This window comes from Flavobacterium shii (assembly GCF_025847235.1).
GTDB classification, from domain to species: domain Bacteria; phylum Bacteroidota; class Bacteroidia; order Flavobacteriales; family Flavobacteriaceae; genus Flavobacterium; species Flavobacterium shii.
In genome coordinates this window covers 15,316-36,541 of record NZ_JAOZEW010000007.1, presented here as the reverse complement: position 1 = coordinate 36,541, position 21,226 = coordinate 15,316, and the positions used below count along the sequence as shown (strand labels likewise).

General features: G+C 33.0%; 18 protein-coding genes. 8 read left to right on the top strand and 10 right to left on the bottom strand.

The features are described from left to right. Positions 1 to 61 precede the first annotated feature (61 nt). Genes glmS through OIU83_RS08470 form a run of 3 tightly spaced genes read right to left on the bottom strand, consistent with a single transcriptional unit; the run spans position 62 to position 4,412 of the window. The gene (gene glmS / locus OIU83_RS08480; RefSeq protein WP_264205819.1) at positions 62 to 1,909 is read right to left on the bottom strand and encodes a glutamine--fructose-6-phosphate transaminase (isomerizing); all 1,848 of its coding nucleotides are present in this window, start codon (positions 1,907 to 1,909) and stop codon (positions 62 to 64) included. Between the two features lie 10 nt (positions 1,910 to 1,919). Next, entirely contained in the window at positions 1,920 to 3,584 is a 1,665-nt protein-coding gene (locus OIU83_RS08475) for a DUF4270 domain-containing protein (protein ID WP_264205818.1), read from the bottom strand. Positions 3,585 to 3,605: 21 nt separating this feature from the next. Then, positions 3,606 to 4,412: a glycogen/starch synthase gene (locus OIU83_RS08470; RefSeq protein ID WP_264205817.1), complete on the bottom strand. Its 807-nt coding sequence runs from the start codon at positions 4,410 to 4,412 to the stop codon at positions 3,606 to 3,608. A 78-nt stretch (positions 4,413 to 4,490) separates the two neighbouring features. On the opposite strand from OIU83_RS08470, the gene panC reads away from it, so the two are divergent. The 5 genes from panC (at position 4,491) to OIU83_RS08445 (ending at position 10,430) form a co-directional block, all read left to right on the top strand. Continuing rightward, positions 4,491 to 5,369 (top strand): pantoate--beta-alanine ligase, encoded by an 879-nt coding sequence (panC, locus tag OIU83_RS08465; RefSeq protein ID WP_264205816.1) that lies wholly within the window; start codon positions 4,491 to 4,493, stop codon positions 5,367 to 5,369. A 14-nt stretch (positions 5,370 to 5,383) separates the two neighbouring features. Next, complete coding sequence (gene panD / locus OIU83_RS08460; protein WP_035623468.1) at positions 5,384 to 5,734, top strand: aspartate 1-decarboxylase; 351 nt, start codon at positions 5,384 to 5,386, stop codon at positions 5,732 to 5,734. Between the two features lie 194 nt (positions 5,735 to 5,928). Then, complete coding sequence (locus tag OIU83_RS08455) at positions 5,929 to 7,080, top strand: alpha/beta hydrolase (RefSeq protein WP_264205815.1); 1,152 nt, start codon at positions 5,929 to 5,931, stop codon at positions 7,078 to 7,080. Further along, entirely contained in the window at positions 7,080 to 8,441 is a 1,362-nt protein-coding gene (gene radA / locus OIU83_RS08450; RefSeq protein WP_264205814.1) for a DNA repair protein RadA, read from the top strand. The genes OIU83_RS08455 and radA overlap by 1 nt, the downstream gene beginning before the upstream one ends. Positions 8,442 to 8,465: 24 nt before the next feature. Next, a complete protein-coding gene (locus OIU83_RS08445; protein ID WP_264205813.1) occupies positions 8,466 to 10,430 on the top strand; it encodes a transglycosylase domain-containing protein in 1,965 nt (654 codons plus the stop codon). Positions 10,431 to 10,497: 67 nt separating this feature from the next. Here OIU83_RS08445 and OIU83_RS08440 read toward each other — a convergent pair whose 3' ends face one another. Both OIU83_RS08440 and OIU83_RS08435 read right to left on the bottom strand, forming a co-directional pair. Then, entirely contained in the window at positions 10,498 to 11,247 is a 750-nt protein-coding gene (locus OIU83_RS08440; RefSeq protein WP_264205812.1) for a LytR/AlgR family response regulator transcription factor, read from the bottom strand. Next, positions 11,244 to 13,058: a tetratricopeptide repeat-containing sensor histidine kinase gene (locus OIU83_RS08435; protein ID WP_264205811.1), complete on the bottom strand. Its 1,815-nt coding sequence runs from the start codon at positions 13,056 to 13,058 to the stop codon at positions 11,244 to 11,246. The genes OIU83_RS08440 and OIU83_RS08435 overlap by 4 nt, the downstream gene beginning before the upstream one ends. 204 nt (positions 13,059 to 13,262) lie before the next feature. Here OIU83_RS08435 and OIU83_RS08430 point away from each other — a divergent pair, with 204 nt between their 5' ends. From OIU83_RS08430 to OIU83_RS08420, 3 genes are all read left to right on the top strand, one after another. Beyond that, the gene (locus tag OIU83_RS08430) at positions 13,263 to 14,423 is read left to right on the top strand and encodes a vWA domain-containing protein (protein WP_264205810.1); all 1,161 of its coding nucleotides are present in this window, start codon (positions 13,263 to 13,265) and stop codon (positions 14,421 to 14,423) included. Between the two features lie 32 nt (positions 14,424 to 14,455). Continuing rightward, positions 14,456 to 15,070, top strand: coding sequence for a murein L,D-transpeptidase catalytic domain family protein (locus tag OIU83_RS08425; RefSeq protein WP_264205809.1), 615 nt, complete (start codon positions 14,456 to 14,458; stop codon positions 15,068 to 15,070). A 70-nt stretch (positions 15,071 to 15,140) separates the two neighbouring features. Continuing rightward, complete coding sequence (locus tag OIU83_RS08420) at positions 15,141 to 16,775, top strand: DUF4139 domain-containing protein (protein ID WP_264205808.1); 1,635 nt, start codon at positions 15,141 to 15,143, stop codon at positions 16,773 to 16,775. A 143-nt stretch (positions 16,776 to 16,918) separates the two neighbouring features. On the opposite strand, the gene OIU83_RS08415 is transcribed toward OIU83_RS08420, so the two are convergent. The 5 genes from OIU83_RS08415 to OIU83_RS08395 form a co-directional block, all read right to left on the bottom strand. After that, on the bottom strand, positions 16,919 to 17,956 hold the full coding sequence (locus tag OIU83_RS08415) for an NADP(H)-dependent aldo-keto reductase (protein ID WP_264205807.1): 1,038 nt from the start codon (positions 17,954 to 17,956) through the stop codon (positions 16,919 to 16,921). A gap of 161 nt (positions 17,957 to 18,117) precedes the next feature. Further along, the gene (locus OIU83_RS08410) at positions 18,118 to 18,417 is read right to left on the bottom strand and encodes a type II toxin-antitoxin system RelE/ParE family toxin (RefSeq protein ID WP_264205806.1); all 300 of its coding nucleotides are present in this window, start codon (positions 18,415 to 18,417) and stop codon (positions 18,118 to 18,120) included. Beyond that, positions 18,410 to 18,661 (bottom strand): hypothetical protein, encoded by a 252-nt coding sequence (locus tag OIU83_RS08405; protein ID WP_264205805.1) that lies wholly within the window; start codon positions 18,659 to 18,661, stop codon positions 18,410 to 18,412. The genes OIU83_RS08410 and OIU83_RS08405 overlap by 8 nt, the downstream gene beginning before the upstream one ends. A 602-nt stretch (positions 18,662 to 19,263) precedes the next feature. Further along, complete coding sequence (locus tag OIU83_RS08400) at positions 19,264 to 20,205, bottom strand: OmpA/MotB family protein (RefSeq protein WP_264205804.1); 942 nt, start codon at positions 20,203 to 20,205, stop codon at positions 19,264 to 19,266. Positions 20,206 to 20,413: 208 nt separating this feature from the next. Beyond that, positions 20,414 to 21,178, bottom strand: a complete 765-nt coding sequence (locus OIU83_RS08395) for an exodeoxyribonuclease III (protein ID WP_264205803.1) — start codon at positions 21,176 to 21,178, stop codon at positions 20,414 to 20,416. Positions 21,179 to 21,226: the final 48 nt, after the last annotated feature.

The window sequence follows — 21,226 nt, the reverse complement described above, 5'->3', positions numbered from 1 at the left end:
AAGTCACAAAAAAAGCGAGATATAAATCTCGCTTTTTCAAATACTTATGTTTTTATTATTTTTATTCTACAGTAACCGACTTAGCCAAATTTCTTGGTTGGTCAACATTACAACCTCTCATAACAGCTATATGATAAGATAAAAGCTGTAAAGGTATTGTTGTAATCAATGGTGATAAAGCATCTGAAGTTTCCGGAATCTCAATCACATAGTCTGCCAATTCACGTACTTGCGTATCTCCTTTGGTTACTACAGCAATGATTTTTCCGCTTCTGGATTTTATTTCCTGAATATTACTTACAATTTTATCATAGTGCCCCTGCTTAGGAGCAATTACAATCACCGGCATATGCTCATCAATAAGAGCAATTGGACCGTGCTTCATTTCTGCCGCAGGATACCCTTCAGCATGGATATATGATATCTCTTTAAGCTTTAAAGCTCCCTCAAGCGCAACAGGAAAGTTATATCCTCTTCCTAAATACAAGCAGTTTGGTGCATCTTTAAAAACAGCTGCAATCTCTTTAGCAACATCATTTGTTTCCAAAGCCTCCTTTACCTTATCCGGAATCAATTCCAGTTCTTGTAAATATCTATGAAAATCTGGACTTGACAACGTTCCTTTTGCTTTTGCTAAACGCAAAGCAATCATTGTCAATACGGTGATTTGAGTTGTAAATGCTTTTGTAGAAGCCACTCCAATCTCTGGACCTGCATGAGTATAAGCCCCTGCGTGAGTCTCTCTTGAAATAGATGAACCTACAACATTACAAACACCAAACACAAATGCTCCATGCTCTTTTGCTAATTTAATAGCAGCCATAGTATCGGCAGTTTCTCCCGATTGAGAGATTGCAATAACTACATCTGTTTTATTAATGATAGGATTACGGTATCTAAACTCAGATGCATATTCAACCTCTACAGGAATTCGGGCAAATTCCTCAAAGATGTATTCTGCAACTAAACCTGCGTGCCATGAAGTACCACAAGCAACAATAATAATTCTGTCGGCATTAAGAAATTTTTCCAAATTATCTTCAACACCAGCTAGCTGAACAATTCCTTCATTTGCATGAAGTCTTCCTCTATATGTATCTTTTATAACACTAGGCTGCTCATATATCTCTTTAAGCATGAAATGATCGTATCCTCCTTTTTCAATTTGCTCCAAATTCATTTGAAGTTCTTGAATATAAGGATCAACCAAAGAATCATCTTTAATTTTTCTGATTTTAAGCGGCTTATGCAATCTAATGTTTGCCATTTCGCCATCTTCCAAATAAATTGCATTTGAAGTGTACTCAATAAAAGGAGAAGCATCTGATGCTATAAAATACTCCCCTTCTCCCACACCAATTGCTAATGGACTACCTAATCGAGCAGCTACAATTTCATTTGGATTCTTCTTATCAAACACAGCAATAGCATAAGCTCCTACAACTTGATTTAAAGCTACCTGAACAGCTTTACCCAATTTAAGATTCTCTTGCTTTTGAACTTCTTCTATTAGATTTACTAATACCTCAGTATCGGTATCTGAATGAAAAATATATCCTCTTTTCTTCAATTCTTCTTTAAGTGGAGCATAATTTTCGATAATACCATTGTGTATTATCGCCAAGTCTCCTGAATTAGACAAGTGTGGATGCGAATTCACATCATTAGGAACACCATGTGTCGCCCAACGCGTATGTCCTATTCCTATAGTTCCATTAGTAGTAAAATTATCTTTTGCTTTAGCTTCAAGATCTGAAACTTTACCTTTTGTTTTACAAAGTTTGATTGCTTCACCGTCATATAACATAACGCCAGCACTATCATATCCTCTGTATTCGAGTCGTTTTAGTCCTTTGATTACAATAGGATACGCCTCTCTATATCCAATATATCCAACTATTCCACACATATATATTTAATTAATTTGGTTTCGTGTAGTAAATCTGAAGCTTTAATCTTTTATCATCTGCTACTGCAGAAGTCCCTCCATATAATATTGTCCCCAATGGGTTCATAACCGATGCTCTTGGAGCCGCAGTGAAAGGAATAGCTTTTACTGTTGTCCCTGGTGCTCTTAATTTATTAGAAGCAATCGTATTTATATCTTCCGTAACTACAATTCCTAATCTCACATTGGTTGAATCAATATTTTTAATCAATCCTCTTATTTGATTCGTAATTCTAATTTTATAAGTCGTACCCCTTTTAGTAGCTGCATCAACATTTATAATACCATCAAAAATCTGTTTTGATCTTTTTATATCGGTCGAAGAACTTGTACTACCATCAGTGTAATAATCTGTAATTGGACGATTATTATTTACATCATATAAATAAATTCTGTTTGGCTCATATGAGCTTTTCATAGCATCTGAATCAATATGGAAAATTAAATTAGCTTCATTAACCAACATCTTTTTGCCATTAGCAGGATATCTTAAATTATCCAATTCATCCGGAACACCATTTGGACCTTGAGTCATTACTCCATTTTTATCAAATCCAATCACATCCGTAGTACCAAAAAGTTCCAAAATTGCCATTGAACCCTCTCCTCCTTTTAAATATAACTTATCATCGCCTGTAGCCTTTGGAGTAGTTACCGCAGTATTATATGTAGGATCCGTATTACTTTGATCTAATAAGTTTACTGTATTACCTGTTAAATTAAGAACAAGAGTTTTAGGCTCTTTTGTCCCTTCGGGATCTGTCGTAATCTCAGTATCAGCTTTATAATATATTGTTATTTTACCCTTCTTAAAATCAAGCATTGCCATACTACTAGGATCACTTCCTGTTTTTTCAACACCAAAATACAATCCTCTAAAATAATTCTTAAAAACATCATTTGTAGCTAAGTTAGATGCAGAAGCACCTAAAATTTTAGCTTGAAAATAAGGCAAGTCTAGTCTCAATCTCATTGCCGGAGCAGTTCTGCTAAGGGTTACTTTTTGAGTACTTGCATCTGTAATTTTCTCTACAATTTCATTTGGATTAAAAACAAAATCGGTATTCTGTGTCTTATCAGCATCATTATTTAAAGGAGTTCCAAGTTTAGCTGTATAAAAAGTTGAGTTTTGATTTGTATAAAAAAGCTGCGCATTTTGAAAATTATTACTAGGATCTATATCAGCCATATAATAACCCGACTCATAAACACTTAATTTCAACTTAGACTTATCAGGTCCATAGATAGAATCCAATATAAACGTAGTAGTTCCATCGTTATTTGACGATTTCACATGACTAAAATAAGGCACACTAAGCACAATACTATCAGCAACAGGATTCGCGCCAATTTCGGGAGCAATCGTTGCCAAAGTTAACTGGCTTACAAAATTAGCTGTTGTAGTACCAAATGCAGGATTATCATAAATCCCCAATTGATTTACTGCTAAATTATTAGATTGTATCGGAGTTATTTGTTGATTATAAGCAACCACAGGTGATGTGTATGTAGCTAAATCAAAATGATTATCTCCAATTAAATCATCTCCAATGACATTAAAATCCTTATCGCAAGAATATAAAAAAACAACGCTTGCTACTAAAAGTATTTTCTTAAAAAAAGAAGTATTGTACATGTGTAATAAAAAAGTTAAATTTTAAAGAACCTCGTTTTTGTAAAAATTTGTATAAGCCTCAGCAAATGCATCTTTTGGAGCGAAAGGTAAAAAAGGTTTTCCCGAAGATTCTATAAATTTTGTTAAACTTGGCGAGAGGTTATTTGAAGCTATTATCACTGCATCTGAATGAAGAATACTAGCTTTTAAGATGTTTTCATAATTTGGAATTTCTAAATCCGAAACGGCTTCATGTGGAATTCCATCAAATTTTACCTTTTTAATCATTTCAGGATCCAATGTCTCGTCAAACGATTGCGTGTAAACAGAAGTCACAATTTTAGTTTCAGAAAATAATGCTTCGTGTTTATAATAATGTTTCATATAAATTGGCAACATTGCTGCCATCCATCCATGAACATGAATTATATCCGGAACCCAGTTTAATTTCTTAACAGTTTCTACAACTCCTTTTGCAAAGAAAATTGCCCGCTCATCATTATCTGGATACATTACCCCTTCTTCATCTGTAAAGGTTGCTTTCCTTTTAAAATACTCGTCATTATCTATAAAATAAACCTGAATCCTTTCCTTTGGAATAGAAGCTACCTTAATAATCAATGGCATATCTAAGTCATTCACTACCAAATTCATGCCTGAAAGCCTGATTACTTCGTGTAATTGGTGTCTTCTTTCATTGATATTCCCATACCTAGGCATGAAAATTCTTATTTGTCCGCCTTGATCGTTAATCATTTTCGGCACATCATAAGACATTAAAGAAACCTCATTTTCAGCCAAATAAGGCACGACTTCAGATGATACATACAATATCCTCTTATCTTTCATAATAGTAATTTGCTTAATTTTTGGTAATAAAAACGATGCAAATTTACAAAATTTTATGCAGTTATTAACTAATATATTATGTTTGCAGTAAATTTTAATAATACCACCATGCATATTTTCTACGGTAAAGTCGCTTTAATAGCTTATTTAAAAACTATTAAAACTGAAAATTCAAGTGTTGGTTTTGTACCAACCATGGGTGCTTTACACCAAGGTCACTTGGCATTAATGCAACGATCATTGAAAGAAAATGACGAGACAGTTGTAAGTATTTTTGTGAATCCAACACAGTTTAACAATCAGGAAGATTTAGCAAAATACCCAAGAACTTTAGACGAAGACGTAAAAAAAATGCGCGTTTTAAGTGACAAAATTATTCTATACGCTCCAACTGTCGAAGATATTTACGAAGGTCATACTATATCTCAATCTTTCGATTTTGACGGATTAGAAAACCAAATGGAAGGCAAGTTTAGACCTGGACATTTTAATGGCGTAGGTACAATAGTAAAACGCTTGTTCGAAATTATCACTCCAACAAATGCTTATTTTGGAGAAAAAGACTTCCAACAACTACAAATTGTAAAAAAGATGGTTGAGAAAAACCATTTACCTGTAAATGTTGTCGGTTGTCCTATTTTTAGAGAACCAAACCAATTGGCCATGAGTTCAAGAAACGAACGTTTAACTCCGGAAGAACGCCAAGAAGCAGCTATAATTTATAAAACTCTAACAGAAGCAAAAGAAATATTCCAAACAAAAAGCCCGGAAGAAACAATTGAATTTGTAGAAAATTCCTTCAAAGACAATGACAAGTTTGAGTTAGAATATTTCGTAATTGCTGATGAATCTACATTATTACCTATCGACCACAAAAATAAAGATAAAAAATACCGCGCATTTATAGCAGTATTTGTTAATTCTATTAGGTTGATTGACACTATTTCATTAAATTAATTTACTTTTGTAGGATGCAAATTCAAGTAGTAAAATCAAAAATACACCGTGTAAAAGTAACTGGAGCCGATCTTAATTATATTGGCAGCATTACTATTGACGAAGCCTTACTCGACGCCTCAAATATTATTGAAGGTGAAAAAGTAGCAATTGTTAACATTAATAATGGCGAGCGTTTTGAAACGTATGCTATTAAAGGAGAAAGAAATTCGGGGGAAATAACCCTTAATGGACCTGCAGCAAGAAAAGTACAGAAAGATGATATCATCATTATCATTTCTTATGCAACATTAGAATTTGAAGAAGCCAAAACCTTCAAACCATGGATTGTTTTTCCAAATGAAAACGACAACTCGTTAACATAAAATTCATTTCAAAAAAATCTAGACAATTCACTTTTTCAAAATTTATTTTTGTAAAAAGCGAATTGTCATTTATATAAGTCAGCCTATTGGGATAGCTTTACCATTTTACGATTACAACCATTAAATAAAAAAAATAAAGTACTATATTGCTACTCTATTTTGATAATCTTAAAATTTCAGAAATATCCCAAATCATGAAAAAAGCTTACCTATTATTACTCTTCATTTCAATTACCGTTTTTTCGCAAAGAAAAACAGAAACCATTAACTCTACTTCATTAGGAGAAGCACGAACCATAACAGTCGAATTACCTTCTTCTTACGAAAACAATAAAACCCGAAAATACCCAGTTCTTTATTTATTTGATGGAGAATATCTTCTAGACCCATTTAGCGGAGCTTTAAAATATGGTGCATATTGGGATGATTTACCAGAAACTATTATTGTAGCTATTCATCAAAACAAAGACGACGAACGTAATGATGACTCTACTTATGACGGAATCGACGGGCTACCATTTGAAAAAGGAGCTAAGTTTTTTGAATTCGTTGCTGGTGAGTTAATTCCACAAATTGAAAAAAAATACCGTACTGCACCATTCCGAATAATTGCCGGTCATGGAGTAACTGCTGGCTATTTGAATTTTTTCTTATACAAAGAAGTTCCTATGTTTAACGCCTATATTTCTATAAGTCCTGAACTGGCAACACAAATGGAAGTGCGTGTTCCTGAAAAATTCGCTAAACTAAAAACACCTCTATTCTATTATTTATCGGCAGCCGATGGAGATACTAAAAAAGTTAAAGAACCTATCCAAAAACTAGATCAAAATATTAAGATTGCCAACAATCCATTAATAAACTACAAATACGATTTATTTAAAAATACTACTTATTATTCAGCTGTTTTATATGCAATTCCAAATGCTTTGAATCAAATATTCGACGCTTACAAACCAATAAATTTAGCTGAATACAATGATAAAATTGTAATCCTTAAATCTGGTTACGTTGATTATCTAAGAGATAAATACGACATGATTACAAAAAAATTAGGTGTTGATATGCCAGTTCGAATGAATGATTATCTAGCAGTAGAAACTGCTATTTTAAAAAATAATGCTTACGACGAATTAGGAATATTAGCCGAAATAGCAAATACAAGCTACCCTAAAGCTATGTTAGGCGAATATGAATTGGGATTAATGTATGAGAAAATGGGCGATGCCAAAAGAGCTTCTAAAAAATACCAAAATGCTTCGCAAATGGAACCTATTGGTAGCCTGAACAAAGACTTGATGTATGACAAGATAGATGAAATGAATAGTCTTTTTAAAAAGAAATAATGACGAAGATTAAAACAACTTTTTTTTGCCAAAATTGTGGCGCTCAATATTCCAAATGGCAGGGACAATGTAATTCATGCAAAGAGTGGAATACAATTGCTGAAGAAATAATCCAGAAACAAGAAAAAGTTGCATGGAAAAGTGAGCCTACATCTAATGGTAAAGCACCTCGCCCTTTAAGAATAAACGAAATAGACTCGACTCAGGAAGTTCGTATGGACACAACCGATGGAGAATTAAATCGAGTTCTTGGTGGTGGTATTGTTCCAGGCTCATTAACACTTTTGGGTGGAGAACCCGGGATTGGAAAAAGTACGCTTTTACTTCAGGTTTCTTTACAATTACCATATAAAACCCTTTATGTTTCGGGCGAAGAAAGCCAGAAACAAATAAAAATGCGTGCCGAAAGAATCACGCCAAATGGTGACAATTGTTATATTCTTACCGAAACCAAAACCCAGAATATCTTCAAACAAATTGAAGCCATTCAGCCCGAAATAGTAATCATCGATTCTATCCAAACACTTCATACCGATTATATCGAATCGACTGCCGGAAGTATTTCTCAAATTCGAGAAACTACTGCCGAGCTAATCAAGTTTGCCAAAGAAACCAATATCCCAGTAATCCTAATTGGTCATATTACCAAAGACGGAAACATCGCAGGACCAAAAATTTTGGAACACATGGTTGATACCGTTTTACAGTTTGAAGGAGATAGAAATCACGTATATCGTATTCTACGATCACTTAAAAACCGTTTTGGGTCGACTGCCGAGTTAGGAATTTACGAAATGTTAGGTAGTGGTTTAAGAGAAGTAAGTAATCCGTCTGAAATATTAATTTCTCACAAAGACGAAGAATTATCAGGAACTGCAATCGCCTCTACACTCGAAGGAATGCGTCCGTTAATGATAGAGATACAATCATTGGTAAGTACTGCCGTTTACGGAACACCTCAACGAAGTACAACAGGATATAATGCCAAAAGATTAAACATGATTTTGGCCGTTTTAGAAAAAAGAGCAGGATTTCGCTTAGGAGCAAAAGATGTATTCCTGAATGTAACTGGAGGAATTTCTGTAGATGATCCTGCGATTGATCTTGCCGTTGTAGCTGCAATTTTATCATCAAATGAAGATATTCCTGTAACCAAAGGGTTTTGCTTTGCAGGAGAAGTTGGTTTATCCGGCGAAATTCGCCCCGTAAACCGAGTAGATCAACGCATACAAGAAGCTGAAAAATTAGGTTTTTCAACTATTTTTGTGTCAAAATACAATAAAATTGCGTTAAAGAATACAGGAATCAAAATTGAACTTGTTGCCAAAATCGAAGATGTAGCCAGTATTCTTTTTGGGTAATTTAAAATATATCAAAGAATTTTTATGAAAACAAAAAAACAAAAAATAGTATTGGCTCTCAAAATTGTAGTCTTACTATTTATTGTAGTAATAATTGGTGCTTATTTCTTTAGAGATGCTCTTTTGCATAAAGCTATTGCAAAAGTTTCAGACAAAATGAGTAATGAATATAACAGTACGTTTTCGGTAAAAACTGCTTCTTTTGATGGTCTCTCGGGAATAAAACTAACCAACGTAATCTTAGTTCCAAAAAATGCAGATACACTTTGCAACATACATAATATAGAAACTAGCATAAGTCTATCGCATCTATTGGTCGGAGATATCCAAATTGGAACTTTAAAAATTGACAAAGGCTACATACAATTGGTAAAAAAAGGAAACATCAAAAACTTTGATGCATTCTTAAAAAAAGACAGTACTAATACTTCCAAAAACGAAAAAAGAGAATATGCAACGTATGCCTATAGAATAATATCTAAATTATTAAATCTTGTTCCTACTGATATGAAGCTTGAAAATTTAATTTTTAAGATTGATGACAATGGTAAGAAAGCACAAATTGCAATAAGTAAGTTAGTCTTAGTCGACAAAGAACTTGAAACCAACTTACATGTTCAAACCAACACATTCGACCAACGTTGGAATATAAAAGGATTTGCTGACCCAAGAAATAAGAAAGCCGATATTCGATTTTTTAATCTTGATACAGGAGCAATTCGAGTGCCCTACATCGATGACCGCTTTAATATACTGGCTAGTTTTGACTCTATCCGACTGAATATTGAAAATATTAAAAAAGACGGAAGCGAACTTCATATTGATGGTTATTCGTCTATCACAAATTTAAAAATTAACCATGCAAGAATTGCTAGCAAAGATGTTGTTATAAAAAATGCCCGTTTCGATTATCGCTTCTTACTGGGTTCTGATTTTATTTCGATAGATAGCACTTCGACCGTTCAGTTAAACAAAATAAAGTTCCATCCTTATGTATCTTATAATACCAAATCAGATACAATCTATACGCTAAAAGTTGCTATTCCTAAAATGAAAGCGCAAGATTTTATTGTTTCATTGCCAGACGGTTTGTTTACCCATTTTCAGGGCATGGAAGCTACAGGAAACTTTGATTATAAACTTGATTTTAAATTCAACAAAAACAAACCAAACAGTTTAGTTTTTGATAGTAAATTAAACAAAGAAAACCTTGTTATCACCAAATATGGCGAAGCAAACCTTACCAAATTAAATGGTGAGTTTGTATATCGTGCCATTATAAAAAATGTATTGCAACGACCAGTTTTAGTAGGCGCCGGAAATCCAAACTATACTCCTATAGAGCAAATTTCTCCGTATCTTCAAAAATGTGTTTTAACCACCGAAGATCCATCATTCTTCTCTCACCGAGGGTTTATTAATGAGGCTTTTAAACAATCGATATTAAAAAATATACGAACTAAGAAATTTTCTCGTGGTGCAAGTACAATTAGTATGCAGCTAATCAAGAATGTTTTCTTAACCAGAGAAAAAACTTTATCGCGCAAACTCGAAGAGATTTTACTCGTTTATATTCTCGAAAACAATCGTGTGGTAAGCAAGCAACGTATGCTCGAAGTATATTTTAATATCATCGAATGGGGGCCAAATGTATATGGAATTGGCGAAGCAAGCCGTTTTTATTTCCAGAAAAGCCCTTCCGATTTAAGTCTTAACGAATGTTTGTTTCTGGCTACAATTATTCCGAGTCCACGAAAATTCACCTATCAATTTAATGACCAAGGAAACTTGAAAGATTACGCTATCAGGAACCAAAAATTCCTTAGCAATATTATGTTACGTCGTGGTGTATTAACTCCTGAAGATACTATTAGTAGGTCGCCAGTTTATATTTCTGGGAATGCTCGCTCGTTATTGCGAATAAAAGCACCCGATTCTACAGCAGTTCCTGTAGATTCTATGTCTATAGATGATGAGTTTGATCTTTAAATCTTTTCTAGTACTCAATCCTGCAAGGTTTTCGAAACCTTGTAGGTATAATTATAACACCAACTGTTTACTTAAAATTCTTTAGAAAATCTTCTTTATACGTTGGAGAAACTTCAATTTCGGCACCATCATTTAGCGTTATGATTCCACCTTTATTATATGATTTTACACAATTCATATTAATAATATGCGATTTATGAACTCGAATAAATGGTAAGGGCAAAATCTCTGAAAAGTGTTTTAAGAATCGACAAACCATTTTCTTATTTCCGTTATTTAGGTATAAATCCGTGAAGTTTCCATTACCTTTTAACCGGACGATTTCTTCCATTTTAACCACTTCAAAACCTTCTAAAGTTGGTAAGATTACTTGTTGCTTTTCGGGTTTGGTTTCATGAAAATTCTCAACGATAATTTTGTTTCTGTTAAAGATTTCATGGTTCATAACCTGATGATGCACTTTGTTTACTGCAACGATCAATTCTTCGATACTTATAGGTTTTAAAAGATAATAAGCGGCACTTTGGTTTAAAGCCTTCAATGAATATTCGGAAAAAGCGGTAACAAAAATCGTTTCAAAATGTAAATCTTTGCATGCTTCCAAAACATCAAAAGCATTTCCAAAAGGCATCTCTACATCCAGAAAAACCAATTGTGGTTGTAGTTCGTGTAACAACGGAACCGCTTCTTTTATATTTTGCGCTTCGCCAATAACCTCAACCTGAGGACAATATTTACTCAAATAATTCTTGAGTACTTCTCGTGCAGCAAGTTCGTCTTCGACAATTACACTTCTTATTTTTTGAAAAGTCATCATATCTTATCTATTAACGGAAAAACAATTCGGACAATCGTTCCTGTTTCTGGCATTTCTTTTTCGGTAATTTCAAAAGAAATATTCTTTTTATACAATTCGTTCAGCAAACCAATACGTTCCTTAGTATTACTTAATCCACGGGATTCATGTGCTTTTTGATTGCTTGTTTTTAGTTCGCGACTTTTGGTTAAACCAATACCATTATCTTCTATAACCACCATCACTTTTCCATCTACAAACTCAAAATTAAGATTAAGAAATCCCTTTTTATCAAGGTAGCGTAATCCGTGCCAAATTGCATTTTCTAGATGTGGCTGAATAATCATATTAGGAACCAAAATCGTTTCGGCATCCAAAGCTTCATCGACATTAATCTTAAAATCAAATTTATCCTGAAAACGCAAATGTTCTAAGTCCAGGTATTTTTTTAATTGTTCAATTTCTTTATCTAATGTGATGAAATCTTTATTTGAATTTTCCATCATATTTCGCATCAGGTTAGAATAAGAGGTCAGATATTTATTGGCTTCTAATTCTTTATTTTCCGAAATAAACTGATTCACGCTATTTAAGCTATTAAAGATAAAATGCGGATTCATTTCTCGTCTCAACGATTGTAATGCAATCTCTTTATTTTTAGTTTTTATCGAATACAAGGCTTTTACAATAAATAGAAATAAAAGCAAGAGCAATAAAATTGAACCTAAAAGAAAATAATTAAAGGTGTTTTTCTTTGTAATCAATTCGTCTTTCAATGTTTTTTCTTTTTCTAACTGACGGATTTTATCTTCAGTTACCTGAAATGTTTTAGCATCAATAAGCGTAGTATCTGATTGAATCAATTCATCAAAGTTCTTAAAAAATTGTTCGTACAATGCGATACTTTCTTTATCGTCTCCTTTTGTTTTATAATACTCAATTAAAGCTGATAAACTTTTTTTGGCTTCGGTAGAATTTCCATTTTTAGATGCTAGATCATACGCTTCTTTAAGCGACACAACTGCTTTTTTGGGTTCTTCTTTTTTAAAATAAAGCTTTGCCAAAGATTGTAATTGCTTTATTTGGGTAGTAAAGTCTTGTTTGGTTTTGGCTTCCGCCAAAAGTCTTTCGTTTATACCAATTGCTTTCTCAAACTGACTATCTGAAGCATATACTTTGGCAATTTCATTTTTAATTTTAATAACCTCTTCTGGTTTATCTTTTGCGTAAGCGAGCGCATTATTGTAACTCTCGATTGCAACTATTTTGTTTTTTTGCTGTAAAGAGTTTTCTGCTTTTTGAACGTAAGCTGCTGCAACCTCATCAATTTTATTATCTCTTTTAAGTAACTCTATATTCGAATTTACATATCCTGCTTGTGTAACCGGACTTGCCTGCGTACGCAATCGGTTAGCATCATTTTGGTTTATTTTTTCTTCATTTTTATCTTCTGCAATAGCACCAGCAATCTCATAGTTCTTTATTGCTGAGTCAAACTTTTTTTGATTCTCTTGTACTTTAGCAATACTTCTTGTCACCCGTATTTTATCTTCGGCAAGATTTTGTTTGGTATAACTTGCTAATGCTCTTTTATAATATTCTTCGGCTTTTGCATTATCTCCTTTATTAAGGAATTCGTTGGCAAGGCGTTCATAATTCTGACCTATTTGTGTCTCGTCATTTATATCCAATGATTTTTGTAACTCTTTAGATACTTTGCTCATTTTAGAAATTGGGACTGCTTTTTTCTTAGCAAGAGAATCCTGTGCCATTACTCCAAAAGGAAGTAACAACATTAGAAATAAAGAAAAAACAGCTAATAAACGTCTCATATATTATATCCTTTTTTAAATCTTAGCACCTTAATTTATAGGCAACTCAGAACCTTTAAAAACAATACTGTAAAGTAAAGTATTTTATATTCCGTTTACAACTCGTTTCACCAAGTGAAAATACCGTTTCACCATTTGTCCAAAAAACGAATTCTTAAAGTTTATAAGTTTGGTCTATAATCACAATCTAAAACATAGGAAATCATGAAAACATCAATGCTTATCTCAGCGCTTTTAGCAACTACATTCACTTTTGCAAATAGCAATCATACTAATGTAAATATTAAAAAGAATACTGAAATTGAAAAACCGATAACAGCGGAAAAGACCAAAATACAAGTTGCATTATTATTAGATACTTCTAGTAGTATGGATGGTTTAATTGATCAGGCAAAATCTAGGCTTTGGAATATTGTAAACACTTTAACAACTTTAAAATACAAAGGGCAGAATCCCGATATCGAGATTGCTTTGTATGAATATGGTAATGATGGTTTGTCTAAACAATCTAATTATATCCGACAAATAGCGCCACTTTCGACAGATTTAGATTTGATTTCTGAAAAACTGTTTTCTCTAAGCACCAATGGCGGTAATGAATACTGCGGTGCGGTGATTCAGGATGCAACCAAACAATTAAAATGGGCAAAGGACAACAACAATATGAAACTAATTTATATTGCAGGAAACGAAGAATTTAATCAAGGCGGAATTAATTATAAGGAAGCTATTAGTAATGCCTTAAAAAATGACATTTATGTAAATACTATTTATTGTGGCGATAAAACTCAAGGCATAAATGAATTATGGAAAGATGGTGCTGATTATGGAAAAGGGAAATATTTTAATATCGATTCTAACCAATCGGTACGTTATATCGTAACTCCGTATGATGTTGAAATTACAAAATGCAACGAAAAAATCAACAAAACCTACATTGGTTATGGCTCAAAAGGTTCTGAGAAAAAAATGAATCAGGAAATGCAGGATAAAAATGCTCAAAAAGTTTCTGCATCAAATTATGCCGAACGCGCTGTGAGTAAATCCAAAGCGGTTTATAAAAACGATAGTTGGGATTTGGTCGATAAAGTAAAAGATGATGCTACGGCTATTTCGAAAATAAAAAAGGAAGAATTACCTGCTGAACTTCAGAATAAATCTACTGCCGAATTAAACGTAATTGTTGCACAAAAAACCAAAGAAAGAGAAAATATTCAAAAGGAAATTGGCGAACTTGCCAAAAAACGTCAAGAATATATAGATACTGAAGCAAAAAAAACAAAGAAACAAGATGATTTGGGTAATGCCATAAACACATCGATTGTTGCTTTTGCAAAAGTTAAAGGATATACTGTTGAAAAATAAATACAGTGATAAAGAATCAATTATTTAAAAACATGAAAAAGAGTATCTTCTTTTTGATTTTTATAGGAGTTTTTTGTGTTAGTTTTAAATGCATACATAAAGAAGAAAACATCAAATTACCTAGTTCTAAATCTTCATCGAAAGAAAAACTGACAAACCAGATAAACGAGGTTAAAAAGTTTGTAAATGCATCTTCAAAATACAATACCGAAGTTGGCTTTTTTATCGATATGGGAATTGCATCTGGTAAGAAACGCTTTTTTATATATGATTTAAAAAACGATAAACTAATTAACAAAGGATTGGTTGGTCATGGTTCTGGCTCAGAAACTGGAATACCTGGAAAGCTAAAATTTAGCAACGTAAAAAATTCACTTTCTACCTCGTTAGGAAAATACTCGATTGGGTATTCGTATAATGGCACTTTTGGGAAAGCATACAAGTTATACGGGTTGGACAAGACCAACGATAATGCTTTTGATAGAAATGTGGTTTTGCATAAATATAAAGATGTCCCTTTTGAAGAACAAATAAATCCTATTTGCAACAGTTATGGATGTCCGATGGTAAATGAAAAGTTTTTTGGTGTAGTTGAAGACATAATTGATAACTCTAAAAAGAAAATCATTCTCGTTATCTACTATTAAAAACCCATTCAAATTTTCGTTATTTGTAATCCCTATTCCCCCTAAACAAACAATTTAAAATATTAAACTCATGATAAAAAAAATAGTAACATCCGCTTTATTATTGATTGGTACAATTGCATTTGCGCAAAAGCCAATCTTTACAACCGCAAAAGTAAAAGCTGCAACGGTATACTTTAATGCTGCCGAAATTTCGCAAACTGCAAGCGCTACTCTTCCGTTAGGAACAAGCGAAATTGTAATAAAAAATGTTGCCGTAGACTTAAACGAGAATTCTATACAAATAGGAACTCCATCGACAGTAACGGTGCTTTCGGTTCAGTTTACCAATAATTATATTTCAGAATATGAAATAGACACTAAATCTCCTGCGCTAAAAAGAGTAAGAGATAGTATTGTTTTAGTTCAGAAAGAACTCCAAAAAGTAAATAACACGATAAATTCTGAAACAAAAACGATTCAGCTTTTAGATAAAAATCAACAAATTTCTGGTGTGAATTCAGGTTTGAATGTAACTGAATTAATGAAAATGGTCGATTACTATAAGAACAAACAACTAGAAATTGCCAATACCATTAATGCTCTTTCTGAGAAACAACAAAAGCTTAATGAAACGCTTCAAAAACTAAATAACAAACTCGAAGTTGATACTAGCAAAGAAGAGAAAACCTCATCAGGAAAATTAATTGTTCAGGTTATGAATGAAGTTGCTGGAGCTGTGCCATTGGATATTTCGTACTTAACAAATAATGCTACCTGGACTCCGTTCTATGACCTACGTGCCGAAAGTGTTACCTCGCCTATTAACATGATGTACAAAGCTCAAGTAATCCAGAATACGGGCATTGATTGGAAAAAAGTAAAACTTACTTTATCTAGTGGTTATCCTAACCAGAATAATCAAGCGCCGATACTAAGTTCTTGGTTTTTGAGAAACAATAATATTGTTCAAACGGTATATGGCTACCAACAAAAAAGTGTAATGAATCAGCTGCAAGGAAGAGTTGCTGAGGATAATACATTACAAGAAGTTGTAGTTCAAGCCCCAAGAGCAATGAAAAAATCATCCATTTCTGACTATACTACTGTGGCAGAAAACCAACTTAATGTTTCTTTTGATATTGATATTCCTTATGATATTTTATCTAACGGAAAAGTACATAGTGTTTCTCTAAAAGAAATAAAATTACCGTCATCATATAAATATTATGCTGCGCCAAGAGTAGAAAACGAAGCTTTCCTTCTTGCTGAAATTGCAGATTATAGCAAATACAATTTATTGAGAGGTGAGGCCAATATTATTTTTGAAGGCATGTACGTAGGGAAAACTTTTATTGAGCCAAACCAAACTAGTGATACACTAAACTTAAGTATGGGTCGTGATAAGAAAGTATCTATAAAACGTGAAAAAGTAGCCGACAAATCGGGAACTAAGTTTTTATCTTCAAAAAAAGAACAAACTTTTACTTATGATATCACAGTAAGAAACAACAAAAAAGAAGCTGTTGAACTTCTGTTAAAAGACCAATATCCTTTGACTACCAATAAAGAAATCGAAGTGGAATTGTTACAAAGTGATGGCGCCAAAGTAAACGCCGAAACTGGAATCCTGACTTGGCAATTACAAATGAAGCCTAATGAAGTGAAGAAATTCAGAATTAGTTATAAAGTAAGATATCCTAAAGATCAGGTATTAAATTTATAAAAACCTTCTAAAAAACAAATCCCGATACGTGTTTAAATGTATCGGGATTTTTGTTTTTATTGTCTGTGGTAGAAAATTAACTGCAAAGTTCGCAATGTTTACAGCTATTGAAACTGTAAACTGAAACTGTAAACTGAGCCTAACTAAGGTGCCGGATCCGGGATTATAGCATGAACTGCATTGATATCGGCAATAACTTCGTCTGATAATGTGATATTAATAGAATCTATATTTTCTTTTAATTGTTCCATTGTAGTGGCTCCTATAATAGTACTTGTTACAAATGGTTGCTGATTAACAAAAGCCAACGACATTTGTGCAAAATTTAAACCATGTTTATTAGCAATTTCCTGATACATACGCGCTGCTTTAGTACTTTGCTCACTACTATATCTTGTATATTGTGGGAACAAATTAAGTCTTGAGTTTGGATGTTTTTCTCCTGATAAGAATTTACCAGATAATACCCCAAATGCCATTGGCGAATACGCTAATAATCCAACATTTTCTCGCATACAAACCTCAACAGAAGCATTCTCGAAAAGGCGGTTTAATAATGAATATGGATTTTGGATTGTTTTAACTCTTGGTAAATTATTGTATTTGTTCTCTTCTAGAAAACGCATAATACCCCAAGGATTTTCATTAGAAAGTCCTACATGTTTAATCTTACCTTCTTTTATAAAACCATCCAGAGTTTGTAGAACTTCGTGGATATTATCTTCCCAAGCGTCATCCTGAAGTTTAAGACCACGTTGTCCAAAACAATTTGTTTTTCGTTCTGGCCAATGCAATTGGTATATATCTACGTAATCGGTTTGTAATCTTTGTAAACTATGGTCTAATGCATATTTTAAACTTGCTGGCGAGAAATCAATTTTCTCACGCATATAACCAAAGTTATCATTTGGCCCAGCAATTTTGGTTGCCAAAACCACATCTTCTCTTTTTCCTGATTTTTTAAACCATGTTCCTATAATTTTTTCTGTGCTTCCGTAAGTTTCTTTACTTGCAGGAATAGAATACATCTCGGCAGTATCAAAAAAATTAACGCCTCGTTCCAGTGCATAATCCATTTGAGCATGTCCTTCGGCTTCGGTGTTTTGTTGACCAAAAGTCATCGTACCAAGATTTATTTTACTTACTTTAATATCGGTATTGGGAATTGTAGTGTATTTCATTTTTCTTTAAGGTTCTAAGGTGCTGAGTTACTAAGATTCTAAGCTTTTAATAGCTTTTCACGAATAAGCTTCAAAGGTACAAAGCAATATTTCAAAAGAAAAAGGTTCAAAGTTAAAAAACTCTAAACCTTTTTATGTTAATCTTATTTTATCGGATTTATCTATTTCAAACTTTTTAATGGATTTTGAAATGTATTAAAAACTCTAATTATAAAAACAGAATTATCTTTAATCTGATATAATAATTTATAGTTTCTTACAATGATTCTTCTACAGTCTAATCTGTACTCATCTAATTGAAATTGCTCTGAAAAAACAATTTTATTTGGACTATCAAACAACTCATCTCTTATTTTTTGAGCTGATTCTAAAGAAATCTTTCCTTTTAAGGAATAATAAATATCCTTTAAGTCTTCTTTTGCTTTATTAGTCCAAAAAACATCAAAACTAGGATTACTCATTATCCCAATTTTTCATTTCTTTATTCAAGTTTTCTTGTGAAATTATTCGACCATATTTTACATCGTCCAATCCTTCTTCAACTTTATTATGATATTCGGATAACTCTAATGGGTTTCCTTTTGAATCATACGAAACAATTTCATTTAAGTAATTGTCAAAGACAGAAGAGACAATACGAAGTACTCGCTCATCGGCTAAATCTAATTGAAGTCTTATTTTATCTTTTAATTCTGGAAGTCCCATAATTATTGTATTTATAATGACAAAGTTACAAAAAAACTAAAAGTCATTGACTAAGCTCTAATCTATTTGATAAAATATAAAAGTGTTCGTTTTATTTCTTGCCACAGATTTCAAGAAAGTGGTTTTGGGACTTTGACAAAGAGTTGCTAACTTAAATAGGAAAGGAAAATCCTTGTTTTTGTTTTTAAAAGCTCCAGAGGAGCGTAATATTTATAGCCATTATATACGTTGATTGAGTTAAAGCTCCAGCGGAGCGGTATCTATGTTTATTATCTGATTGCTAAAGATGTCACCCCAATGGGGTTTATTGAAATGTGAATATTCAAAATTTCTATAAACATAACGTCCCTCTGGGACTTGTTTATCAGTAACTTAAAAATAGTTAGATAGAATTTAAATGATTAAATAGATTCAAAAACTTTGCGAACCTTGCGTAACTCTTTGCGCTCTCTTTGCGGTTAATTTTCTCGCCACTGATTGAAAATAAAATTGAGTAAATACGCTATAAAAGGTAAAAAAAGACCTTACAGGATAACCAGAAAAGAAAAAAGGCCCAAAGTGTAACCTTTGAACCTTTGTTTCTTAGAACCTTAGCACCTCACCTAGTTAATACTATTTAGCATTTCGGCGATTTCATCTAATCTTGGTGTTAGGATGATTTCGATTCTACGGTTTTTAGCTTTTCCTTCAGGAGTTGCGTTGCTTGCCAATGGTGAGAATTCTCCACGTCCCGCAGCGGTTAATTTTTGTTTATTGATCTTACTGTTTTCGCTCAAGATTGCTACAATTGCCGTTGCTCTTTTGGTCGATAAATCCCAGTTGTTTGTAATTACTCCTGAACCTACATATGGATCATCATCTGTATGTCCTTCGATTAGTACCGAAAGATCTGGATTATCTCCTAATACTTTCCCTAGTTCTACAACAGCTTTTTTACCTTCGGTTCCTACTGTCCAACTTCCTGAATTAAAAAGCAATTTGTTTTCCATAGAAACATATACTTTTCCGTTCTTTTGTTCTACTGTCAATCCTTTTCCTTCAAATCCGTTTAGGGCTTTTGATAAGGTTTCTTTTAGCTTTTTCATAGCAGCTTCTTTAGCAGCTATCATCGATTCTAGTTCGTCTAATCTTTTTGATGTTTTATCTAAACGTGCTTGTTCTGCAGCTAATGCTTTTCCTTTGGCTTCTAGTTGTTCTAGTAACTCACGATTTTTATTCATGTTGCTTTTTAAAGCCTCGTCACTATTTTTTTCTAGCGCATTATAGGAGTCTTGCAAAACTTTGAATTTGTTTTGTGCAGCTGCATAATCGGCTTTTTGTTTTTCTAATTCGGCTTTGGTAGCACTAAGACTTTTATTTAATCCGTCTCGGTCTAACTCTAATTGATTTTTTGCTTTTAGCAATTCGGCATTTTCATCGGAGATTGAACGATTTTCTTTTTTTAAATCGGCAAATTTCGTTTCCAGATCGTTGTATATTTTTTTGGATACACACGATGTTGTAAGCGCAAGTATCAATAATCCGATTGAAGCTTTTTTAATCATTTTGTTTGTGGTGTTTATTATTTGAGATTTCTTATTCTTTTTTATTATTGGTATTAGCACGATTTCTAGCCCTGATTATAGCGAAAATCCTTTATGTTTTTTCTTTAAAAACATAAAGATTATAGCGGAAAGCAGGAAACAGCTCCTAAATAAAATACTACTCTGGAGTATGCTTAAATCTTGTGTATATCTAACAATAATGATACCATTAATCTTCGATTTCGACTAAAACCGGGCAATGGTCAGAATGTACTGCATCTGGTAATATAACGGCACGTTTTAGTTTGTGTTGTAAGGTGTCGCTAACTAAGTTATAATCGATTCTCCATCCTTTATTATTGCCTCTTGCTCCAGCGCGGTAACTCCACCAAGAATAATTGTGTGGCTCTTTATTAAAATGACGGAAGCTGTCTATGAATCCTGTTTTCATGAAACCATCTAACCAAGAACGTTCGGCTGGTAAAAATCCTGAAACTGTTTTATTACGTACTGGATCGTGAATATCTATTGCTTCGTGACAAATGTTATAATCGCCACAAATAATAAGATTGGGAATTGTTTTTTTAAGCTCATTAATATAGGTCTGGAAGTCATCCATGAACATAAATTTATGGTCTAATCGCTGGATATTTGTCCCTGATGGAAGGTACAAACTCATTACGGAACAGGCATCGAAATCTGCGCGAAGGTTTCTTCCCTCGAAATCCATGTGCTGAATTCCAGTTCCATACACAACGTTATTTGGTTTTATTTTTGAAAGGATTGCTACACCGCTATATCCTTTTTTTGTAGCGGGATAATAATACTGATATGGGTAACCTGCTTTGGCAATATCGTCTACCGGAATTTGATCTTCTGTCGCTTTAATTTCCTGAAGACAAATAACATCCGGATTTGCATGTTGTAACCAATCGATAAATCCTTTTGAAATTGCAGCACGAATTCCATTTACGTTATAAGAAATAATTTTCATTACATTTTGTTTTATGTATTTCAAATGTAATAAAAAAGAGGAAAGTTT

What these genes read in the sequence shown, in the direction of transcription:
- OIU83_RS08420 (WP_264205808.1), top strand. Translation starts at nt 15,141, where the DNA reads ATGATAAAAAAAATAGTAACATCCGCTTTATTATTGATTGGTACAATT.
- OIU83_RS08445 (WP_264205813.1), top strand. Translation starts at nt 8,466, where the DNA reads ATGAAAACAAAAAAACAAAAAATAGTATTGGCTCTCAAAATTGTAGTC.
- radA (WP_264205814.1), top strand. Translation starts at nt 7,080, where the DNA reads ATGACGAAGATTAAAACAACTTTTTTTTGCCAAAATTGTGGCGCTCAA.
- OIU83_RS08395 (WP_264205803.1), bottom strand. Translation starts at nt 21,178, where the DNA reads ATGAAAATTATTTCTTATAACGTAAATGGAATTCGTGCTGCAATTTCA.
- panD (WP_035623468.1), top strand. Translation starts at nt 5,384, where the DNA reads ATGCAAATTCAAGTAGTAAAATCAAAAATACACCGTGTAAAAGTAACT.
- OIU83_RS08455 (WP_264205815.1), top strand. Translation starts at nt 5,929, where the DNA reads ATGAAAAAAGCTTACCTATTATTACTCTTCATTTCAATTACCGTTTTT.
- glmS (WP_264205819.1), bottom strand. Translation starts at nt 1,909, where the DNA reads ATGTGTGGAATAGTTGGATATATTGGATATAGAGAGGCGTATCCTATT.
- OIU83_RS08425 (WP_264205809.1), top strand. Translation starts at nt 14,456, where the DNA reads ATGAAAAAGAGTATCTTCTTTTTGATTTTTATAGGAGTTTTTTGTGTT.
- OIU83_RS08435 (WP_264205811.1), bottom strand. Translation starts at nt 13,058, where the DNA reads ATGAGACGTTTATTAGCTGTTTTTTCTTTATTTCTAATGTTGTTACTT.
- panC (WP_264205816.1), top strand. Translation starts at nt 4,491, where the DNA reads ATGTTTGCAGTAAATTTTAATAATACCACCATGCATATTTTCTACGGT.
- OIU83_RS08410 (WP_264205806.1), bottom strand. Translation starts at nt 18,417, where the DNA reads ATGAGTAATCCTAGTTTTGATGTTTTTTGGACTAATAAAGCAAAAGAA.
- OIU83_RS08405 (WP_264205805.1), bottom strand. Translation starts at nt 18,661, where the DNA reads ATGGGACTTCCAGAATTAAAAGATAAAATAAGACTTCAATTAGATTTA.
- OIU83_RS08430 (WP_264205810.1), top strand. Translation starts at nt 13,263, where the DNA reads ATGAAAACATCAATGCTTATCTCAGCGCTTTTAGCAACTACATTCACT.
- OIU83_RS08475 (WP_264205818.1), bottom strand. Translation starts at nt 3,584, where the DNA reads ATGTACAATACTTCTTTTTTTAAGAAAATACTTTTAGTAGCAAGCGTT.
- OIU83_RS08440 (WP_264205812.1), bottom strand. Translation starts at nt 11,247, where the DNA reads ATGATGACTTTTCAAAAAATAAGAAGTGTAATTGTCGAAGACGAACTT.
- OIU83_RS08470 (WP_264205817.1), bottom strand. Translation starts at nt 4,412, where the DNA reads ATGAAAGATAAGAGGATATTGTATGTATCATCTGAAGTCGTGCCTTAT.
- OIU83_RS08400 (WP_264205804.1), bottom strand. Translation starts at nt 20,205, where the DNA reads ATGATTAAAAAAGCTTCAATCGGATTATTGATACTTGCGCTTACAACA.
- OIU83_RS08415 (WP_264205807.1), bottom strand. Translation starts at nt 17,956, where the DNA reads ATGAAATACACTACAATTCCCAATACCGATATTAAAGTAAGTAAAATA.